Annotated in this window: 15 protein-coding genes and 1 tRNA gene; 1 reads left to right on the forward strand and 15 read right to left on the reverse strand. The window is 64.6% G+C overall.

Annotated elements, in window-relative coordinates:
• Window positions 1-238: 238 nt before the first annotated feature.
• The 14 genes from NZL82_RS15060 to NZL82_RS15125 all read right to left on the reverse strand — a co-directional run bounded on the left by NZL82_RS15060 (window position 239) and on the right by NZL82_RS15125 (window position 15,362).
• Window positions 239-769, reverse strand: a complete 531-nt coding sequence (locus NZL82_RS15060) for a hypothetical protein (protein ID WP_261270573.1) — start codon at window positions 767-769, stop codon at window positions 239-241.
• A 66-nt stretch (window positions 770-835) separates the two neighbouring features.
• On the reverse strand, window positions 836-1,471 hold the full coding sequence (locus NZL82_RS15065; protein WP_261270574.1) for a hypothetical protein: 636 nt from the start codon (window positions 1,469-1,471) through the stop codon (window positions 836-838).
• Window positions 1,471-2,007: a hypothetical protein gene (locus NZL82_RS15070; RefSeq protein ID WP_261270575.1), complete on the reverse strand. Its 537-nt coding sequence runs from the start codon at window positions 2,005-2,007 to the stop codon at window positions 1,471-1,473. Before NZL82_RS15070 ends, NZL82_RS15065 begins: the two co-directional genes overlap by 1 nt.
• A gap of 216 nt (window positions 2,008-2,223) precedes the next feature.
• Complete coding sequence (locus tag NZL82_RS15075) at window positions 2,224-5,229, reverse strand: MobA/MobL family protein (protein ID WP_261270576.1); 3,006 nt, start codon at window positions 5,227-5,229, stop codon at window positions 2,224-2,226.
• 275 nt (window positions 5,230-5,504) lie between these two features.
• Entirely contained in the window at window positions 5,505-5,942 is a 438-nt protein-coding gene (locus NZL82_RS15080; protein WP_261270577.1) for a hypothetical protein, read from the reverse strand.
• Window positions 5,939-6,394, reverse strand: coding sequence for a hypothetical protein (locus NZL82_RS15085; RefSeq protein ID WP_261270578.1), 456 nt, complete (start codon window positions 6,392-6,394; stop codon window positions 5,939-5,941). Before NZL82_RS15085 ends, NZL82_RS15080 begins: the two co-directional genes overlap by 4 nt.
• Window positions 6,395-6,406: 12 nt before the next feature.
• On the reverse strand, window positions 6,407-7,045 hold the full coding sequence (locus NZL82_RS15090) for a hypothetical protein (RefSeq protein ID WP_261270579.1): 639 nt from the start codon (window positions 7,043-7,045) through the stop codon (window positions 6,407-6,409).
• Between the two features lie 139 nt (window positions 7,046-7,184).
• Window positions 7,185-7,358 carry a hypothetical protein gene (locus NZL82_RS15095; RefSeq protein ID WP_261270580.1) on the reverse strand — a complete coding sequence of 58 codons (174 nt, stop codon included), beginning with the start codon at window positions 7,356-7,358 and terminating at the stop codon, window positions 7,185-7,187.
• Window positions 7,324-9,354, reverse strand: coding sequence for a S8 family peptidase (locus NZL82_RS15100; RefSeq protein ID WP_261270581.1), 2,031 nt, complete (start codon window positions 9,352-9,354; stop codon window positions 7,324-7,326). The genes NZL82_RS15095 and NZL82_RS15100 overlap by 35 nt, the downstream gene beginning before the upstream one ends.
• A 385-nt stretch (window positions 9,355-9,739) precedes the next feature.
• Window positions 9,740-11,632: a hypothetical protein gene (locus NZL82_RS15105; protein ID WP_261270582.1), complete on the reverse strand. Its 1,893-nt coding sequence runs from the start codon at window positions 11,630-11,632 to the stop codon at window positions 9,740-9,742.
• A 199-nt stretch (window positions 11,633-11,831) separates the two neighbouring features.
• Window positions 11,832-11,908, reverse strand: a tRNA-Pro gene (locus tag NZL82_RS15110).
• A gap of 58 nt (window positions 11,909-11,966) precedes the next feature.
• On the reverse strand, window positions 11,967-12,458 hold the full coding sequence (locus NZL82_RS15115) for a nucleoside deaminase (protein WP_261270699.1): 492 nt from the start codon (window positions 12,456-12,458) through the stop codon (window positions 11,967-11,969).
• An 88-nt stretch (window positions 12,459-12,546) separates the two neighbouring features.
• On the reverse strand, window positions 12,547-14,124 hold the full coding sequence (locus tag NZL82_RS15120) for a glycoside hydrolase family 43 protein (RefSeq protein ID WP_261270583.1): 1,578 nt from the start codon (window positions 14,122-14,124) through the stop codon (window positions 12,547-12,549).
• The gene (locus NZL82_RS15125) at window positions 14,121-15,362 is read right to left on the reverse strand and encodes an MFS transporter (RefSeq protein ID WP_261270584.1); all 1,242 of its coding nucleotides are present in this window, start codon (window positions 15,360-15,362) and stop codon (window positions 14,121-14,123) included. The genes NZL82_RS15120 and NZL82_RS15125 overlap by 4 nt, the downstream gene beginning before the upstream one ends.
• A 146-nt stretch (window positions 15,363-15,508) precedes the next feature.
• On the opposite strand from NZL82_RS15125, the gene NZL82_RS15130 reads away from it, so the two are divergent.
• On the forward strand, window positions 15,509-16,549 hold the full coding sequence (locus tag NZL82_RS15130) for a LacI family DNA-binding transcriptional regulator (protein WP_261270585.1): 1,041 nt from the start codon (window positions 15,509-15,511) through the stop codon (window positions 16,547-16,549).
• Between the two features lie 57 nt (window positions 16,550-16,606).
• Here the strand turns inward: NZL82_RS15130 and NZL82_RS15135 are convergent, their stop codons facing one another.
• A complete protein-coding gene (locus NZL82_RS15135) occupies window positions 16,607-17,599 on the reverse strand; it encodes a glycoside hydrolase family 43 protein (protein WP_261270586.1) in 993 nt (330 codons plus the stop codon).

A 17,599-nucleotide genomic window follows, 5' to 3' on the forward strand; every position in this document is an offset into this window, starting at 1 on the left:
CGGCGAAGGGATCGTACTGGCGCCTGGGCCGGTATTCAGCACCAGCGGCGGGTGGCGCAACCACGTATGCTTCGACGTCGCGATGAGCGACGATGATCGGCTATCCGCCTTCTTGCAAAGGGCACGAACATGACTTGATGTCCCTCGACCAATGGCATTTGGTCAGCCTTGTGGCAGAGCGATCAACAGATATGACGTGCGACCTGACGTAACGGCGGGTGGCGTCAGGTCTCTGTCGTTAGGCGGCCAGCGGGTGCATTCTGATCGAGGCACGATCGGCGAAGGTAGTGCCGCGAGCGACAAGCCTGGCGAGCCGCGCCTCGGCGCGGGCGATGCCCTCGTCACGGTCGGCCGGCTGGTGGGCCAGCTGGATCAGCTCGCCCGGCGCCAGCCGGTACGCTTTGCGGATGCCGGGCTGCGGCAGAATGATCGCCCGTGATCCATTGCGGCTCAGATACAGGCGGCAATCGGTCTGCAGGTGGCAGATGCCGTCACGTACCGCGCACAGCGTGATGCCGGTCAGCTGATACCCGGCCTCGCCATCGGCAAAATCCAGATATACCAGATCGTTGCCGCTGCTGTGCGCGATGGCACCGATACGCAGCCGCCCTTCGGCTCCGCCCATTTCGCCGGCGAGGATCGCCGCTCCGGGCTTCATCGCACGGCTGCCGACCAGCATCTGGGCGACGGCCTCAGTGTGGCGGCGGATGATAGTGCTCTTCTCAGTCGTCATGGTCTTCTCCATTTTCATCCCCGGATCGGGGAGCATCCTCCTTCCTTCGTATCTTGCCCCCGGCAGGCGGGCGGGACCGCTGCGGATCCCGCCCTTAAAGGGTCAGCCGTCGCGGTAGCGAGGCACCCAGATGTCGTAGAATTGCTCCCACTCCTGCTGGAATTGTGTCTGCGCGGTTTTGGCGACAAGATCAGGATGCACCTCGCCCCAGCCAGAAGAGCGTTGGACGCGCGACAGACACAGGACATGTGCGTGAGGCCGGCGCGCCGATAATTCGTCGCCAGGCATATGGACCACCGTCATGCTGGTCAGTCGACGTTGCAGAGCCAGCTTTTCCAGCGCGTACATGCCGACCAGCGACAGGATGTCGGCGGGTTGCCAGCTATGCGGGAAGCGGTACGTCAGCACGACCGCCAGCAATTTCTGATGCGCTTTGGCTTTGGCGTCGTAGTCGTGGAAGATGCTTTCCAGCGCGCCGGGTTCGACCGCGACACCGGGCGCCGTGAAGATGCGGTGTGATGCGCAGGTGATAGGCCATAGGCCATCCGCTAGCCAGTCGCGGTCATTGGGTTTGCTGGGTTGGAGTTTCGCGCGGGCAAGATCGGCGACTGAATTGGTCTTTCCCTTTGCCGTTTTGCGCAGCAGTGCGTAGCCGAAATCCGGCATCGACCCCATCGGATCATCGTAGAGCATGTCGTCAGCATCGGACGGGCTGATCCACGGCAGCGGCGTGCTCATCAGCGATCCCCCCAGACGGCGGCAAGAAAAGCATCGGCCCTCGCCAGCCCCGGCGCCAGATCGCAACCTCCGTCCGTTGCGGACAGCCGGGCCGGCCTCATCGGGCGCAAACGACCAGGGGAAAGGCGGAAAATCGCGTCGCTCTCATCCGGTTCTGCAGGGTCGGGCACCAGCCACGCCTCGTTGCTGCGCGAAAGCCAGAGCCGGCGGGCATGATGCCAGACGGTGCCATGGCGCTGCCACTCGCCGACCGCACAGTAGACGGTTCGATGTCCGGCACTCGACGCTTTCACCACCAGCGCGTCGCACCGGGCGATGCGGGTGCCGCGCCCGACGGTGTCGAGATCCCCGCGTGACGGCTCGATCGACGGCACCAAAAGCAATTCAGCGGCCGCGATGTGCAGGTAATTGCGGAAAGGCGGCGGGATGATCAGCACCGACCGGTCGATCCGCCAACCGGCGCGCTCGGCGATGGCGAGCGCGCCAGACAGGGCGCGCGCCTTTGCGAGCTCTCGCTCGCGTGTCACGATGTACATCAAAGTTCCTGATTTTGCGCGGGAACGGCGGGCTGCTCGCCGGCTCCGCACCATCATTTCGCCTCTACGGCACAGCCGCAGGCATCTTCCAAACCATCATACCGGCCGGCCCGGCCGGTCTATCCTTCGCCTTCGCGATGAAGGCGAAGCGCCTGGAGGGCGTAGCAGATTGCCGAGCGTTCCCGCTTCACCGCAGCAGGTGATAGACCGGCGTGATCAGCGTTCGTGCGATCCCTTGCCCCTGATATCCGGAATCGTTGGTTCCGCTTTGCCTTTCGACTTCGCATCATCAGTATGTGGCCCAAGCGTTTTGGCCAATCGACCAAGCTGACCGGATACGCCACGGGGGGATTGCGGCTTTTCCTGATTTGGCGGCGATGCGTTCGGTATCTGCCGTTCAGCGCCTTCAATCCGGTTGCGCCGACGGACCACACCGACAGGCGACGCAGGCGCAGCTCTCTCGCTAGCCCGCAAGACAGGGGCTTTCCCAAGGCGTCCGGTATCACGCAACGCAGGTACGGCCCGCAGCCCGATAGGCGGTTCCAGCGGCATCTTCACGACATGAGGTATGGGTAGAATAGGCTTGCGCGGGCCTCCATGCCGCGGCGGCGTAATGGATGGCAGATCGGATTGCCGCTGCTGTCGTTCAGCGTGCCATTCGGCTAGGCGCGCTTGGAATTCCGCGTAATAATCAGGATGCATCAGCACCCTTTGATCCTCCGCGCTCAGTCCCGTCATGTCGACTTGGTATCGATCGCCAACCGCGGTGACGGCCGCGTTCTTCCGGCCCAAAAGCTCCCATGCCTGTTCGCGAAGCAGGGCTTGTTGACGGCGGGCCGCTTTTCGCCGAGCTTCCCTGTTCGCTTCTGCAATGGTCGGCTGAACGACAGCGGCTTCCATCTCTTCTGGATCTGGCTGATGCCTCACGGATGCCGGAGGGGACTGCTCAGCAACTTCCTTTATGGGCGTGGCTTGCCGATCGCCCGTTTTCTCAGACGTTACAATCGCAGCAACGATTGGTTCGATGCCGAGATCGGCTGGCATCATTAGCGGAAGCTCGAGCGTCCAGGCCTCATGGTTTGACGCGGCGGCCAAATTCGCCGCCGATCGCCGGTCGCGCTCGGCAAGCAGGATACGTTGGACCGGACGCTCGGCAGCAAATTGCCGCATCAGCGTGTCGATGGCGACCGGGACGCGTTGCCCGAGCCGCACCGCGTCACCCTCGATCACCAACAGCGCCGGGTCCGCCGCGTGTTTGACGAGCCACGCGCGCAGCCGATCGCATTTGCGGTCGTCGTAGCGCGACGGCATCGGTGTGGCGAGCTTCTTCACCCGGACAGGCGGATGGTATGTCATGGCGGATCTGCGGGCCTGGTCCTGTGACGCCTGCTGCGTCGCGGCCTGCACGACACGCCATTCGGCAGCCACGCGGGCCTCTGCCTGTGCCAGCGCCCGGCGTTCGGCATCACGCTCCGCTGGTGAAGGGCTGTGCCGGTCGACCCAGGCGAGGTGCTCCAGCGCTGCGGCGCGCAGATCGTCGTCACCGGCTCTCTTCTTCACTGGTCGACCCGGTTCAGGCGTCAAGGTGCGGATCACCGCATCGGCGCGGGATCGCGCCATCGCGACAACGACATCGGCCAGTTCCGCCTGCAGACGTCGCCGGATCAGCCGGCGTTCAAGCCTCTCGCAGCGATCAAGGGCTGCCAACGCATCGCGATCATGTGCGAAGGCCGAACGAGAAAACGCGACTTCCTTCTCCAGCGCTGCTTCGGCGGCCGTCGCCCGCGCTTCGCAAGCAGCGGCCTCGTCGGCGACGATTTTGCGGGCGTTGCGCGACCCCACCTCGGTTACGATACCCCGGTGCTCGAGCCCAGTGGCGCGGTTGCCCATATGCTCGAGCGGGGTCATGGCGATGCCGTAATCGGCATAGGTGCCGTGCAGGTACCGGACGATGTCGGGCCGACCGCCGACGACCTCGTTGACGGTGCTGATGAATCGCCGCCGCATGAGGGCTGCTACATTCGGCCGCCCCATGCCATCCGTACCGATGTCGGCACCATAGCGGACCTTGGACTGAGCAAAGGGTCGAACGTTCTTGCCGTTTCGACGTTCGACATATTCGAAGTCCCAACACCCATGCTCGTCCAGCCATCGGCAGGGCCGGTCATAGCCATCGACATGGATGTGGAAATTGCGGCGGTCGTTATGCCGGTCGGGCTGGTGAATCGCGCCGATCACCATCCACCCGTCATCGCCAAGCTCGCCGCAGAAGCGAGATAGGATTTCGTACCGATCATGGACCGACAGTCCGTCGGGGAGTTCACCGACAAAGCGGTGCTGCACCCGTCCGGTGCGGCCCTGCTTCCATTGGAACAGGCCCTCGCCCGCCGGATGTGCGTCGAGCCAGGCAAGCCGGTCAAACGCCTCTTCTTCGGTTACCTCCGCCACCGGGATTTCACGATCCCTGAACAGCTTGGCTGTTTTTGCAGCCTTTTCTTTCAGCTCATCGCGTCCATCACGGAGACGACGGCTCATCGCGCGCAGCCAGTCCGGGGCGATCCCCATTCGCTCGAATATTCTGAATCCGTCGACCTGCGCCGTCGATGCCATCAGATAATGCGTGCGCGGCGAGGACTCGGAGCGTTCCGCCGCCTCGAACAGGCTACGCTGCCGACCCCGGTCGCCCGGGATGTTGGTGAACATCGCCAGCCGATTAGTCTCGGCGCGCAGATCCTGCGCGTCGAGCAGGTCGATCGCCAGATCTCCGACCGGATTCTGCAGGCCGGTTTCCCGGCGGATATAGTCGATATGCGCCGCGACCCCGATCGTGGCACCGCTGGTGACATAGTCGAAATGGTCCCCTGCCGTCATGGCCGCAGTCTTGTGGCCGTGCCGGACGTGGCCGTCCTTGCGGGTCGGCGCGAACGTCCGCGTGATCGGCTTGACGTCGAAATGCGGTATGCGGAAGCCGCACGTCTGGCGGTCGCGACCGGTCAGCGGGCTGGCGGTAAAAAAGTCGACGACGCGCTGATTGGTCGGCGCTTTGGCTCGCCGTTTCTTCCCCTTGCCGGTCTGCTCGGTCACCCCCTGAACGCGGAAGCGGGCACGGGACAGCGTCGCACCGATCGCGTCGCGATCGTCCTGCTGCTGACGCCGCAGCAATGCCCGCACGTGATGGGCATAGACCGCGCGTTCGCCGCTATCTGTGCCGGGTGACGCCATATGTCATATTGTCCCGGACCGGCCGGGATAGGGCAACCCCCTCGACGAACACGTCGCCTCCGCCTTCCGGAAGCCGACAGGCTGGAGGACACCGCCCGCCGCCGATGGTCACGGCGGCGGGCGGCGCACGGCAGATTGGCCCGCCAATCTGCGTAGTCGCGCCTCCAGCTTTCTCTCTTGTCCTTCTCCTATCCTTGCCCGGGCTCTTTCTTGTGCTTTCCTGCCCCTCCGGCGGCATAGCCGCCGGCCGCTCATCGCCGCCGTGCGGCCGGCGGCTATGACCCGCAGATCATCGACCCGCGCAGCCGGATCGTGGCGTCGCGGCGGGTGACGATCAGCGCCGCGTCGGTGGTGACCGTCTCGTAGCCCATCGCCCGAATCCGGGCGGTATCGACGACCCGGATGGTCAGGTCGCCGGACCGCCAGGCGTCATGGGTGAACGGGAAAAGGGCCTTCGCATCACGTCGCGGTTTCAGGACAACGATGCGACCGCGGACTTTGATCATCGCCGTGTTACCGGCAGCGACGAAGTGGATCGATCCGCCCCGGCGGGGCGACCAGTAGCAGCCGGTACCGTCAAGGCCAGCCGCCTGCCAGTCCGCCTTCGTCGTTGCCTCCAGCACCGCAGGGCGAGGTGCCGCATCCACTGTGGCTATGGACGTCAGCACCGGCACCAGCGCCGCAACGATCCGAAGCGTCAGCGCGCCCCTCATGCGCCGACCTCGATGACGCTGCGCTCGCCCATGATCCGGTGGGAGCGGGCGACCTGCGCGCCCAGTGCACGCTGCACTAGCCAGAAGAACCCGGCGGTTGCCGCCTGCGGCCATTCCCCCGCCAGCCATCTGTCGATACGGAACTGGGCTGCGACGAGGCCGATGACGAATGCGGCTGCAGCCCACCACATCGCCAGCCTGGCGGCAAGATAGACGCCGTCGACGATCCATAGCCGCAGTCGCGACGCCGCCGGTTGCCAGATCGCCCAGCCGAACAAGGTCAGTGGCGCAGCCACCGCAGCGCCGTAGGCCACCGTTGGGTCGAGATTGGCCGCCACCAGATGATAGGCGAGGAACCCGACTCCGCTCAACAACAGCGCGGCACCGGCGGCGCGGAAAACACCGATCCGGCCGAGCACATCGCCTAGGATCATACCGATGAGGTAGGGCATATACCGCTCCTGTCAGAAGGATTTGCCGACCGCGCCGATCCGGGCGCTTACCGCCCGGTCGACTAGTGCGCGCGCCTCGCGGTCCGCAGCGCTACCGGGCAGCAGCATAAGGTGCATGCCGGTCGAGTCGACTTCGAGCGATATGGTCGCGCCGTCCTTGCCTTGCGGAGCGATCAGAACCCCTTGGCGTGGGCCATAGATCGATGGGCCGTAGCGGGCGATGACCTCGGCTCGGATCTCGGCATAGCTGCGACCAGCTTCCGGCGCGCGGTACCCCACCACGCCGACCCTCCCACCGTCCGGCGTAGGGACGATGTTGATCCGGATAGTCTCTTCGCCCTTAACCCCGTTGTAATTGTAAACGCCGGAACGGGCGGACGTCGGCGGTATTTGATTGCGCCGTCTGGCAACCGCTTCCTCCACGACTTCTGCCCAGCTGTTGCCGGGATCAGCAGTCACCGTCCAATCGGTCCTTCGCAAAAGCGCCACCGCGTCGGCCGCCTTCATGCCGGGACGGATGCCAGCAATGTCGAGCAGTTTGGTCGGTTTGGGTGCCGTCTTCACCGACTGTGCTTCGCATGGTGCGCTGACCGTACCGCTAATCGTCAGCAGCATAACGGTGGCAATCGGCATCGTTCTGAAAATCGTCATCGTCGTCTTCCTCGGCAGTTGGACGCGCGACGTCGCTCGCCGGAAAGCCATCCCGACGTCGCAGGTCTTGGTGCATTGAGCTTCGTCGCCGACTGGCGGCGTCAGTTGAGAGGTGGTGCCCGTGCGGCGAAGTGGCAGGTCATCGCAGCACCAGCGTCACGAAGCCCGCCGTGTCGGTCGCACCTGCGACATGGCCGGCATCCAAAGCGTGGGCGATGCCGAAGCGCAGCGAGGACATCGGCGACAGTGCCGCCGACCAGCCCAGCTCCACATCCAGTTCACGTGCTGATGGGGCCAGATCGACCACCGCCATTCGCGTCGCCAGCGCGCCCGACATCAAGTCGTAGGTTACCGGCATCAGCATCGCGACCCGTGCGCGTTCGACGCGGAGCGGCGAGGACAGACCGAGCGTCGCGACGCCGCCGAGCAGGCCGCGTGAGCCTTCGATCGCAAAGGCGGTGCCCAGCACCGGTTGGTTGAAGCGTATCAGCGCGGACCCGCCGCGCACGTGAGTGGTGGCAGCCGTCGCTCGTGCAGACAGTGCCATCCCAGCGACGGTACGTCGCATCGTCAGCGTCGCCATCGTCGTCGATGCCCCCTCCAGACCGAGGTCTGGACCGCCTCAACCCCAGCACACGGCCACGCTCGGCGAGGTCGGTTAGCTCCAGCCCAATTCCCAGCGGCGTCGTTATTGCGACGGTGCGCTGCCCGGTCCGACGATCACGCGACGTGCCGGAAGCGACCGACGCCGACCAGCCCGATCCGGTCCAGCTCGACGACATACCAACCGGCGTCGCGCCAATCCCGCGCAGCGGCGATCCGGCAAGGCTGCCGCCTTGGCCGATCGCGACTTTCGCGCCGAGCGTCACCGTCTGCCCTCTTGCCGGGGAGAAGGACATAAATGCCGGGCGGTTCGATCGCGCCCCTTGCCAATAACCTGTCGTCGTAGCCGACGAAGCAAAGCCGAAGCGCGTATCAGCGGCGCTTGCCACCATCCATGGCGGATCGAGCGGTGTCAGCATCGCGTTCGCCAGCAGACCTGATCCCCGCGACAAGATGCCTGCAGCTCGGGTCATGCGGAAGTCGCGGCCATAGCGGTCGACCACTGTCATGCCACCGATCTTGTCAGCGACGGTCACGGCCCCGCCGAAGGGGGCCGACATGGTCAGCGAAGAAAAGCGCGCCAACGCCGTCTGTGCTCCAGCGAATGCGCTGGCAGGTGCCTGCGCTTGCATGGCTTTTTCAACATTGAGCAGGCCAGCGCCAAATTTTTCGTCGACACCTGCCGCACCAAGGTCGGTAGCGGTGTCGAGCAGGATGCGGCTGATTACCTTGCCGCCGAGTTGCGGCCAGTATTGCTTGAGCAAAGCCGCCGCGCCGGCGATCGCAGGTGCCGCGAAGCTGTTTCCCGTGACGGTCGTGATGGAGCCGTCCTTGTCCACGACGTCGATGTTCGATGCGACGACCGCGAGGGTGCGATCCGCCAGCGCGCCGGGAGTCCCGTTGCCGCTGGGGGCCTGCAGGCTCCGGTCGACGCGGATGCCGAACAGGAACCATTCCTTGTTGATCATGTCGGCGCCGACCATGTTCTCGGTAACCTGACCCGCGAAGCTGTCCAGGCCGACGTCGTTCGAGACCGATTGGATGACCAGACGGTCGTTGGTCCGCACGAGATCCATCGCCTTTCGCTGTTCGGCGGCGATCTGGCCGCCTGCGAAGCCGTTCAGGCTCATGCTGATGACGAACGCCCCCTTCTCTACCGCGTAGGTGATCGCGGGAGCGATGAGCGCCGAGTTCGGACCACCGCCCTCGGGCACCGGGCCGGACGTCGGACTGACGTTCGACATGTCCGGACCCGCGATCTTGAGCGCGAGAAGGGTCGCCTCCGGCGCCACGCCCTGGATACCCTTGGTGTCGCGGGCCGCCAGCGCGACCGATGCCGTCCCGCTGCCGTGACCGTTGTTATCCTTCAGGTCGTAGCGGACGATCTCGGCGGCGCAGGTGGCGCAGCGGGCGATCTTCTGGTCGAACGAGGTGCTGTCCGCCGAAATCCGGCCCTTGAACTCCGGCTCGTCGACATTGATGCCGGTGTCGATGACGGCGATGGTGACGCCCTTGCCGGTGATCCCGCGATCATAGGTATAGGCTGCCTTCATGCCGACCACGGCACCCGACGCCTTGTATTCCGCACTGTCGGCTGCCGTCGGCGGTGGAGTGGGTGTCGGCGACGGTGTTGGACTGGGTGCCGGGATCGACCCGGACGAATTGATGCCGCCGCCTCCACCACATGCGGCGAGAAGCACCGCCACGGAAGCGGTCGTCGAATTCTTGATGATGGCAAGCCGTCAATTGCGGCTTCCAATAAGTGCACCCACGCCCGAACCCCCGTCCGCGTGGTGCCGATCGGCTTCCCCAGCCGGCGGCACCGCCCTGTAGAAACGAGGCGGTGCCGGCCCAAAAGCCGGGGATTGGAAACCTGCGATAAGACAGGCGCGAGCGTCTTTGGGCTTGCGCCTTGGACATACACGCCCGCTCCCCGGCCGAATAGAATTCGGGCCGGGCGTACGGCTACTTATCGACGAGGTTTCCACGCCTCGGTCCGCCTACCGGCGAACGTCTCGACTCTAAGCCGGATGCGTTAACAATCTCAAGCGACGATTAGTGCGGAAGCAAAAACCCTGTGCAAAACGCGGTTCACTTCGTCTTGTCCGCTTTCGGTCGTCCCAGTCGACTGGGCGTACGCGCTCCGAACTTCAGGCGGTCCGCCGGGCGAATGCGGATCGGCAGACTCCGCTGGATATGGGCGGTCAGCGGCGTCAGGTGTTTCAACGCCTCCAGTTTGATCGATAGTTCCGCCTCGTCGTCATAGGTGCGCGCAGTTTCGGTTTCCCCTTCATGGCCGAAGATGTCGCAGCGGACGCTATCCGGCACGACGCCCTTCAGGATCGAAGTGGCCGTGCCGCGGAAGCTGTGGACATCCTTGTCCTTCCAGGCGCCGCCCACCTGATGCCGCCAGGGCGTTCCGTTGGGGAACGCCCATTTTCTCCACGGATTGAAGATGCTCTTGTAGAAGGTGCTGGCGAAGCTGGAACTGCCCGGCGATGCCATGTCTGGAAACAGCATGGTGCAGCCCGCCGCACGGATCGCGTGGACATACTCGATGAAGCCCAGCCGGATGAGTTCGGGATGGATGGGCAGCTTCCGGACGGACTGAACATTTTTCAGCCCACGGTCTTCGGTGAAGTCGATCTGAAAATACGGGATCGGCTCATCTTCATGCATATCGCTGAGCGATAACCCGGCCAGTTCCGAACTGCGACCGCCGTAGAGCGGAAGCATCAGCGGCAGCCAGTACCAGGCATCGTGCAGAATCTCGCTGCCGGGCGTCAGGCGGCGATCGATCCCAGCCGCCCCGGTCCAGATCGGGGCCGACAGCAACCGTCGGACTTCCTGCTTCGTCCAGTTGGCGCGCTTCTCCCGGTCACGCTTGCGTTGTTGACGAGCCTTTTTGCCGACGCCTTTCCGCGCCTTCTTGAAGCTGATCGGCTCGGCAGGACGATGACCCTCCTCGTCGTTCGCACCCTCGGCATGATCAAGAACGGCCATGATCCACGTGATGTGCTTGTTGACCGTGATTTGGGAAACGCCGAGCATGTTGGGCGCCATGGTCTTGGCCCGTTCCAGGCTCGCCGCGATACCCCCCGCGCGTTCCTCGGTCGTGCGGCCCCAGCGGTTGGGCAGGGCGCGGCACAGGTGGGTGAAAGCGGTCACATGCTCCTGCGTGATATCTTCAATGAAGACGTCGCCGCCGCAGGCATAGTCGAACAGGCGAATGGCGGTCCGAACCTGCTGGATCGTGACAGCGTCCCATGCGCGCTGGCGTTCATGGACCGCGATGCAGGCGTCGGCGGCGTCGACGAGGCGTTGCTTCGCCTTGGCCGGCACCGGCTGGACTGCCACCTGCTCGACCGAGCTGGTCGATTGCGGCTTGGACGGCTGAGGTGGCGTGACCGACGTCGTTTCCCATGCGAATGGCGTATCGTCCGCAAGCGCGTCGTCGATCCATTCGGCGGGCACATCCTCGTCCAGGGACAGGTTCGCCGTCGCCTTCCGGCACGCAATGGCCTTGGCGGCGCAGATGGTGCGGCGCATCTTATCCAGGTTTGCCGCCGTCGGCGCGATACCGAAATTTTCGACATAAGTGCCGATCTGCTCCCCGGAGACGGGGCTTCCGCCCTGAAGGTCGAAGACCGTATCGGCGACGGCCCTGGCCTCGGCGAGGTTCCAGCCGTTGGCGGTCAGGCGATCATGGTCGTCGGGCGTCCATTTCGCGTCCACTCCGCGAGTGGACAGGAAGGTCCACGCCTCGGCATAGCGGGAGTTGAGGCTGGCATGATCGACGGCGGGAGTGCTGCTGGCGACCTGATCCTCGAGAATGCGCTGCAACTGCCAGCGCAGTGCGTCGCTGAACACCTTCTTGAGTTGATCCGGGCTGACACCCGTCGACCGCTCGCCATATCCCATGCGCAATGTTTCCGCCGCTGAACCGAGACGCAAGGCGATAACCCGCGCGTCTGCAAAGCTCATTGCACCGATGGGTAACGCCAGCGTTAACCGAACGCCAGCAACCGTCATTTTCTTCCGCCACCAATAGCGACTGCCACGCAGCGCCACGTTCGAAAAGCCCATTCCGCCACCCCAAGGGGTACAGCGAGGGGTACAGTCGTGGGTACAACCGTCCCTGATCGCCGCCGTTAAGACGCGAAATCAAAGACTTGCAAGCGGATGGTCGGGGAGACAGGATTCGAACCTGCGACATCCTGCTCCCAAAGCAGGCGCGCTACCAGACTGCGCCACTCCCCGACAGGCGGTTGCCCTTAGGGGAAGCGGGCGGCCGGACGCAAGGGCTATTTCAGTCCGATCACAGGTTCGCCTGCTCTTCGATGGGCAGGTCGGCATCGGGCGGGTAATAGAGCCCGGCGCATTCTTCACGCAGGCATCCGCCCTCGATCTCGATGTCATCGCGATAGGCATCGGCGATGAAGCTCAGCGTATCGACATGCCGCGCCTCGAAATACATGGCGTGGACGTCCTCGCGTCCGGCTCCATAAACGACGCGGCCGACCTTCGACCAGATCGACGCCATGGTGCACATGCCGCAGGGCTGCAGCGTCGAGTAGAGCGTCGCGCCGCGCAACTCCATTTCCCCCTCCCCTTCGCAGCCACGGCGGATCGCCATCATTTCGGCATGGGCGGTGGCGTCGGGCAGTTCGTGCGTCTGGTTCCGCTCGGCCGCCAGAACGCGACCGTCCAGCACGATCACCGATCCAAGTGGTGAGGTGGATGGGTCGGAGCCCTTGGAACGTGCGACCTCGATCGCCATCCGCATCCAGTGTTCGTCTTCCGAAGTCATAGGCACCGAACGCCGGATCGACACTTATGCTCCCGCTTCGTCAGGCGGTTTCCCCAAAGCCCTAAACGCTTCACGGCAGGGACAAGAATCACACCTCTCGATAGTGGAAATAGTGGAAGTCGGCATGGCGTCCCGTCCCCGCCATATCCTGACACGCCATCCCGACAAAGCTGCCCGTAAAATTGGGCAGGCCGGCCAGCGTCGCTTCGTCCGACAACAGGCTGGCATCGAAGGTCTCGGCCAGCCACTGCCAATCCCCCGCCCCCACCGCGCGAAAGGCGAAGCGCAGCGTCTCGTGATTGACGGCGGCATGCAGTTCGATAGGCCCCTCCGGCGCGGCGATCGGCGCCGTGAGCAAACTCTGCCCGTCGCCCGTCGGCAGAACCGACAGCACCTGGATCACTCTTTGGCCCACATCGTCGGCGGTGATGTGCAGATAATGGAATTTGGTGCTGTTATAATAGCAGACGAGCCCCGCCGCTTGCTGGAAATGCTCCGGCTCGAACTCCACCAAGGTCGTCGCACCATAGCGGAATGCGCTCGGACGGCGCGCGACCAGGGCCTGCTCGAAATGGCTGCCGATCGTATCGCGACCGTAGAGCCGCAAATGGCCCGGCCGTTCGGTCAGGTTGAACAGTCGCTCCGACCGAGGAGTACGAAGCCATTGGAACGCGGCGGGCAATATCGGCCCATCGAACATATCGCGTTCGTCCTCCGCCGGAACGGGGCCTGCTTCCGCGTCCGGCTCGGCACAGCGCAACCAGCCGTCCTCGCCCCAGCGCATCCGCCGGATCGCCGTTTCGCGGCCCAGCACGCACCGGTCCCTGACCGGGAGCGGCCGCCCGCAGAGATAGGCCATCCAGGTCTCACCCTCTGGCGTCTCGACCAGATCGCCATGGCCGGTGCGTTGCAGCGGCGCGGACGGGTCGTGGCGCGCGGTTAGGACGGGGCCATCCGGATGAAGCTCATAGGGGCCGAACAGATGGCGCGACCGGGCCATCACCACCGCGTGGGCCCGCTCCGTCCCCCCCTCCGCCACCAATAGATGATACCAGCCGTCCCGCTTGTAGAGGTGCGGCCCCTCGGTAAAGCCGAGTTCGGTGCCTTCGAAGATGCAGCGACGCGTACCCAGCAACCGGCCGGTCGACAGGTCGATCTGCTGGATGACGATCCCGGCAAAGCGCTTGCGGTCCGGGCGGTGGTCCCACAGCATGTTGAGCAACCAGCTCCGCCCATCGTCATCGTGGAACAGCGCGGGGTCGAAACCGCTGCTGTTAAGATGTACGGCATCACTCCATTCGCCGTCGATCCGGTCGCACGACACCCAGTAATTGTGGAAATCGCGCAAAGATGCTCCGCGCGCGCCATCGACGGTGGTGCGGCCATAGCGTTTCACATCGGTGAAGATCAGGTGGAACCGTCCGTCCTTGTAGCTGAGGTCGGGGGCCCAGACGCCGCAGCCATCGGGATCGCCGCGCATGTCAAGTTGCGCGGCCCGGTTCAGCGGACGCGCGACCAGCGTCCAGTTCGCCAGGTCGCGGCTGTGATGGATCTGGACGCCGGGATACCATTCGAAGGTGGAGGTCGCGATATAGTAATCCTCGCCCACCCGCACGATCGAGGGGTCGGGGTTGAAGCCACGCAAAATGGGATTGTTGATCGTCATGCGGGTTTTCGCACCAGGGTCCAGAGGAGGGCCGCACCTGCCAGATCAAGCAGGCCGAGCAGGATGAAAAAGGGTTGGTAGCCGACCTGATCGACCAGCGAACCGAGCGTCAGCGTGAAGAGCAGCACGCCCAAATTGGCCGCCGTTCCCGACACGCCGGTCGCAGTCGCCACCTGATCCTGCGGGAACAGGTCTGAGCACAAGGTGATGACGGTAACCGACAGCGTCTGATGCGCGAACCCGCCCAGGCACAGGAGCGCGACGGCGGCGACGGGGCTGTTCACGCTGCCCACGAACATCATGCCCGTCATCAGCACCGCCCCGAGCGTGAAGGCCCCTCGCCGCGCATCGATCAGATTGATCCCGCGCCGTTGGAGAAAGGCCACCACGGCGGGGCCGAACAGGCAACCGAGATCGGCTGCCAGAAAGGGCAGCCAGGCGAACAGAGCGATCTGGGTCAGATCGAAATGCCGCGCCTGAACGAGATAGAGCGGCATCCAGAGCGACAGCATCCCCCAGACCGGATCGGCCAGGAACCGCGCCGCCGCGATCGCCCACAGGTTGCGACGGCGAAGCAGTTCGCCCAGCGGCGGGCGGCGGCGATGCTTCGCCAGCGACGCCTCCTGCCCCTCGACGATCAACTGGCGTTCGCCTTCGGAAAGCGAGCGGTGCCGGGCAGGCGGTGCGTACCAAAACAGCCAGGCCAGTACCCAGAGCAGCCCCAACCCGCCCGCGACGAAGAACGCCGCACGCCAGCTATGGTGAAACACCGCCCAGGCGACCAGCGGCGGCGCGAAGACCGCGCCGAACGACGCCCCGATCTGGTAGATACCGCCCGCCACGCCACGCTCACGCGCCGGAAACCATTCAGCGACCACCTTCATGCCCGCGGGTTGGGCTGATCCCTCGACCAGCCCCAGCGCGCCGCGAAGCCCGGCAAAGCCTAACCAACCATTCGCAAAGCCATGCCCCAGCGTGATCAGCGACCAGACCGCGACGAACAGGCTGAACCCGAACTTCAATCCGAACAGGTCGAGCAGATAGCCCGCCACCGGCTGGAACATGATGCCGAACTGAAAGGCGCCGGTGATCCAGCTATATTGCGCGGACGAAATATGCTGCTCGGTCATGATCGCGGGCGCAGCGACGCCCAGGATGCTTCGGGTCAGATAGTTGATGACCATTGCCGCGACGAACAGGCCGATGATCGTCCAGCGGATATAGGGAAAGCGCTTCATATCCGATCCCCGCCCATTCCTGGCGTCATTGCCCGCGCTGCATCGCATGTCGATCCATGCAACCGCTGGCTTTGCCCCTTCACCCCGTCCGATCCCGCCGCTATCCGCATGCATTGGCGCGGTGCAAGCGCCGACGACAGGACAGGATGCCCTTGACGCGTAGCAAAGGACGCCCGCGCGGCGTGACGATCATCGACGTGGCCAAACAGGCCGGTGTCTCGCCCATGACCGTGTCGCGCGTCATCAACGGCGACGCGGGCGTGCGCGACGAGGTTCGTGCGCATGTCCGCGACGTGATCGCCCAACTCAACTACACGCCCAATCTGATGGCGCGCAGCCTGGTGACGTCGCGCGAAATTCGGATCGGCGTCATCTACTCCAACCCTAGCGCCGCCTTCATGAGCGAGTTGCTGGTCGGCGTGTTCGAGGAAGCCTCGACCCGCGCGGCGCAGCTTTTCCTGTTGAAGGGCGAGCAGGGCCGTCCGCCGACGCGCGAAGCGATCCAGGGGCTGATCGCACAGCGGATCGCCGGGCTGATCCTGGCGCCGCCGCTGGGCGAATCGAGCTTCGTGCGCGAGATCATTCGCGAGGCCGGCTTGCCGCTGGCCATCGTCGGCGGCGTCGCGCCCGATGCCATCTGCGTGTGGATCGACAATGCCCGCGCCGCCTATGACATGACGCGCCATCTGATCGGGCTGGGACATCGGCGCATCGGCTTTGTCCATGGCAATCCCGACCAGACCGCCAGTATCGAGCGTCTCACCGGTTTCCAGCGTGCCATCGCCGAGGAGGATGAGCTGGAGACGCAGGTCGTCCAGGGCGATTATAGCTATGCCTCCGGTCTGCGCGCGGGCGAGGAACTGCTGGGCAGCGAAAGGCCGCCGACCGCCATCTTCGCCAGCAACGACGATATGGCGGCGGCGGTCGTCTCGGTCGCGCACCGCCGCCACCTCGACGTGCCGGGCGATCTGACCGTGGCCGGATTCGACGACAGCACCGCAGCGACGACATTGTGGCCGCCGCTGACCACCATTCACCAGCCGGTCCGGCAATTGGCGACGGTGGCGTTGCATATGCTGATCCAGGAAATTCGCGGCAGCGTTCCGGCTTCCGAAGGCCGGAACCGCGTGACGGTGCTGGACCATCAGTTGATCGAACGCGACTCCACCGCCCCGCCCCGGCCTTGAACGATCAGTCCGCCCCCGACACGGGCCGGGGCGGAGCGCGAAGACGTGGTCCACGATCTAGCGCGCCGAGGCCGTCACACCGGCTTCGGTCTGAACCACCGGCTTCATCGCCCCATCCGGATTATAATGGAGCCGTTCCACCGTCACCGCGCGCCGCCCGATCGCCCCGCTCTGATCGCCGATCGCGAGATTGGCGTTATGCAAAAACAGGTAGGACTTGCCTTTGAAGTCGGCGATACCGGGATGGATGGTGAAGCTGTACTTGCCCGATCCGGTCAATAGTCCGCGATAGGTCCATGGCCCTTTCAGCGATGGCGCGGTGGCGTAGGAGATATGCTCGTCACGCTGCGTCGTCCGGTCGAGCGAGGCATAGGTCAGGTAATAAAGCTTCCCCCGCTTGTGGAGCCAGGGCCCCTCCTCGAAATGCGGCGGGGTGATCTCGGTGATCGGGCCATCGATCTCGATCATATTGGGCTTCAGCTTGGCGATGTAGCATTGCCGGTTGCCCCAGGCGATCCATGTCGTGCCGTCATCATCGGTCAACACGGTCGGGTCGATGTCTTCCCAGCTATGCGTCCCCTTGGGCGTCATCTCGTTGGTGATCAGCGCGGAGCCCTTGGCATCGACAAAGGGGCCTGTCGGCGTGTCGGACACGGCGACCGCGATCGCCTTGCCCGGATGACTGTCGTCATGCTCAACCGCGGCGTAGAACCAGTATCTGCCGCTCTTGTGGATGGTCTGGCTGGCCCAGGCGTCCTTCTTCGCCCATTTGAAGTCACGCACGTTCATGATGGGCCCGTGCCGCGTCCAGTTCCGCATGTCGGTGGTCGAATAGACCAGCCATTCCTTCATGTTGAACATCTCGTCCCGCTGCGCCTCGTCATGCCCGACATAGAGGTACAGCCGCCCCCCCACGACCAGGGGCGCGGGGTCGGCGGTGAACGCGTCGCGGATGATCGGATTCGACCCCGGCACGGCGGATGGGGTATCAGCCGCCATGCCCATCACCGGCAAGGCGGCCAGCAGTACCGCTCCGATCATCCGTTCCAT

Origin of the sequence: Sphingomonas sp. LC-1 (assembly GCF_025371035.1) — a bacterium.
In the GTDB taxonomy this organism is placed as follows: Bacteria; Pseudomonadota; Alphaproteobacteria; order Sphingomonadales; family Sphingomonadaceae; genus Sphingomonas; species Sphingomonas sanguinis_E.

Bases quoted from the DNA above. Each gene is read 5' to 3' on its own strand.
- NZL82_RS15120 (WP_261270583.1), bottom strand. From the start codon at position 14,124: ATGACGATCAACAATCCCATTTTGCGTGGCTTCAACCCCGACCCCTCG.
- NZL82_RS15095 (WP_261270580.1), bottom strand. From the start codon at position 7,358: ATGGCGGTGGTCGATCTGGCCCCATCAGCACGTGAACTGGATGTGGAG.
- NZL82_RS15135 (WP_261270586.1), bottom strand. From the start codon at position 17,599: ATGGAACGGATGATCGGAGCGGTACTGCTGGCCGCCTTGCCGGTGATG.
- NZL82_RS15070 (WP_261270575.1), bottom strand. From the start codon at position 2,007: ATGTACATCGTGACACGCGAGCGAGAGCTCGCAAAGGCGCGCGCCCTG.
- NZL82_RS15085 (WP_261270578.1), bottom strand. From the start codon at position 6,394: ATGCCCTACCTCATCGGTATGATCCTAGGCGATGTGCTCGGCCGGATC.
- NZL82_RS15060 (WP_261270573.1), bottom strand. From the start codon at position 769: ATGCTCCCCGATCCGGGGATGAAAATGGAGAAGACCATGACGACTGAG.
- NZL82_RS15090 (WP_261270579.1), bottom strand. From the start codon at position 7,045: ATGACGATTTTCAGAACGATGCCGATTGCCACCGTTATGCTGCTGACG.
- NZL82_RS15105 (WP_261270582.1), bottom strand. From the start codon at position 11,632: ATGAGCTTTGCAGACGCGCGGGTTATCGCCTTGCGTCTCGGTTCAGCG.
- NZL82_RS15125 (WP_261270584.1), bottom strand. From the start codon at position 15,362: ATGAAGCGCTTTCCCTATATCCGCTGGACGATCATCGGCCTGTTCGTC.
- NZL82_RS15115 (WP_261270699.1), bottom strand. From the start codon at position 12,458: ATGACTTCGGAAGACGAACACTGGATGCGGATGGCGATCGAGGTCGCA.
- NZL82_RS15080 (WP_261270577.1), bottom strand. From the start codon at position 5,942: ATGAGGGGCGCGCTGACGCTTCGGATCGTTGCGGCGCTGGTGCCGGTG.
- NZL82_RS15065 (WP_261270574.1), bottom strand. From the start codon at position 1,471: ATGAGCACGCCGCTGCCGTGGATCAGCCCGTCCGATGCTGACGACATG.
- NZL82_RS15075 (WP_261270576.1), bottom strand. From the start codon at position 5,229: ATGGCGTCACCCGGCACAGATAGCGGCGAACGCGCGGTCTATGCCCAT.
- NZL82_RS15130 (WP_261270585.1), top strand. From the start codon at position 15,509: ATGCCCTTGACGCGTAGCAAAGGACGCCCGCGCGGCGTGACGATCATC.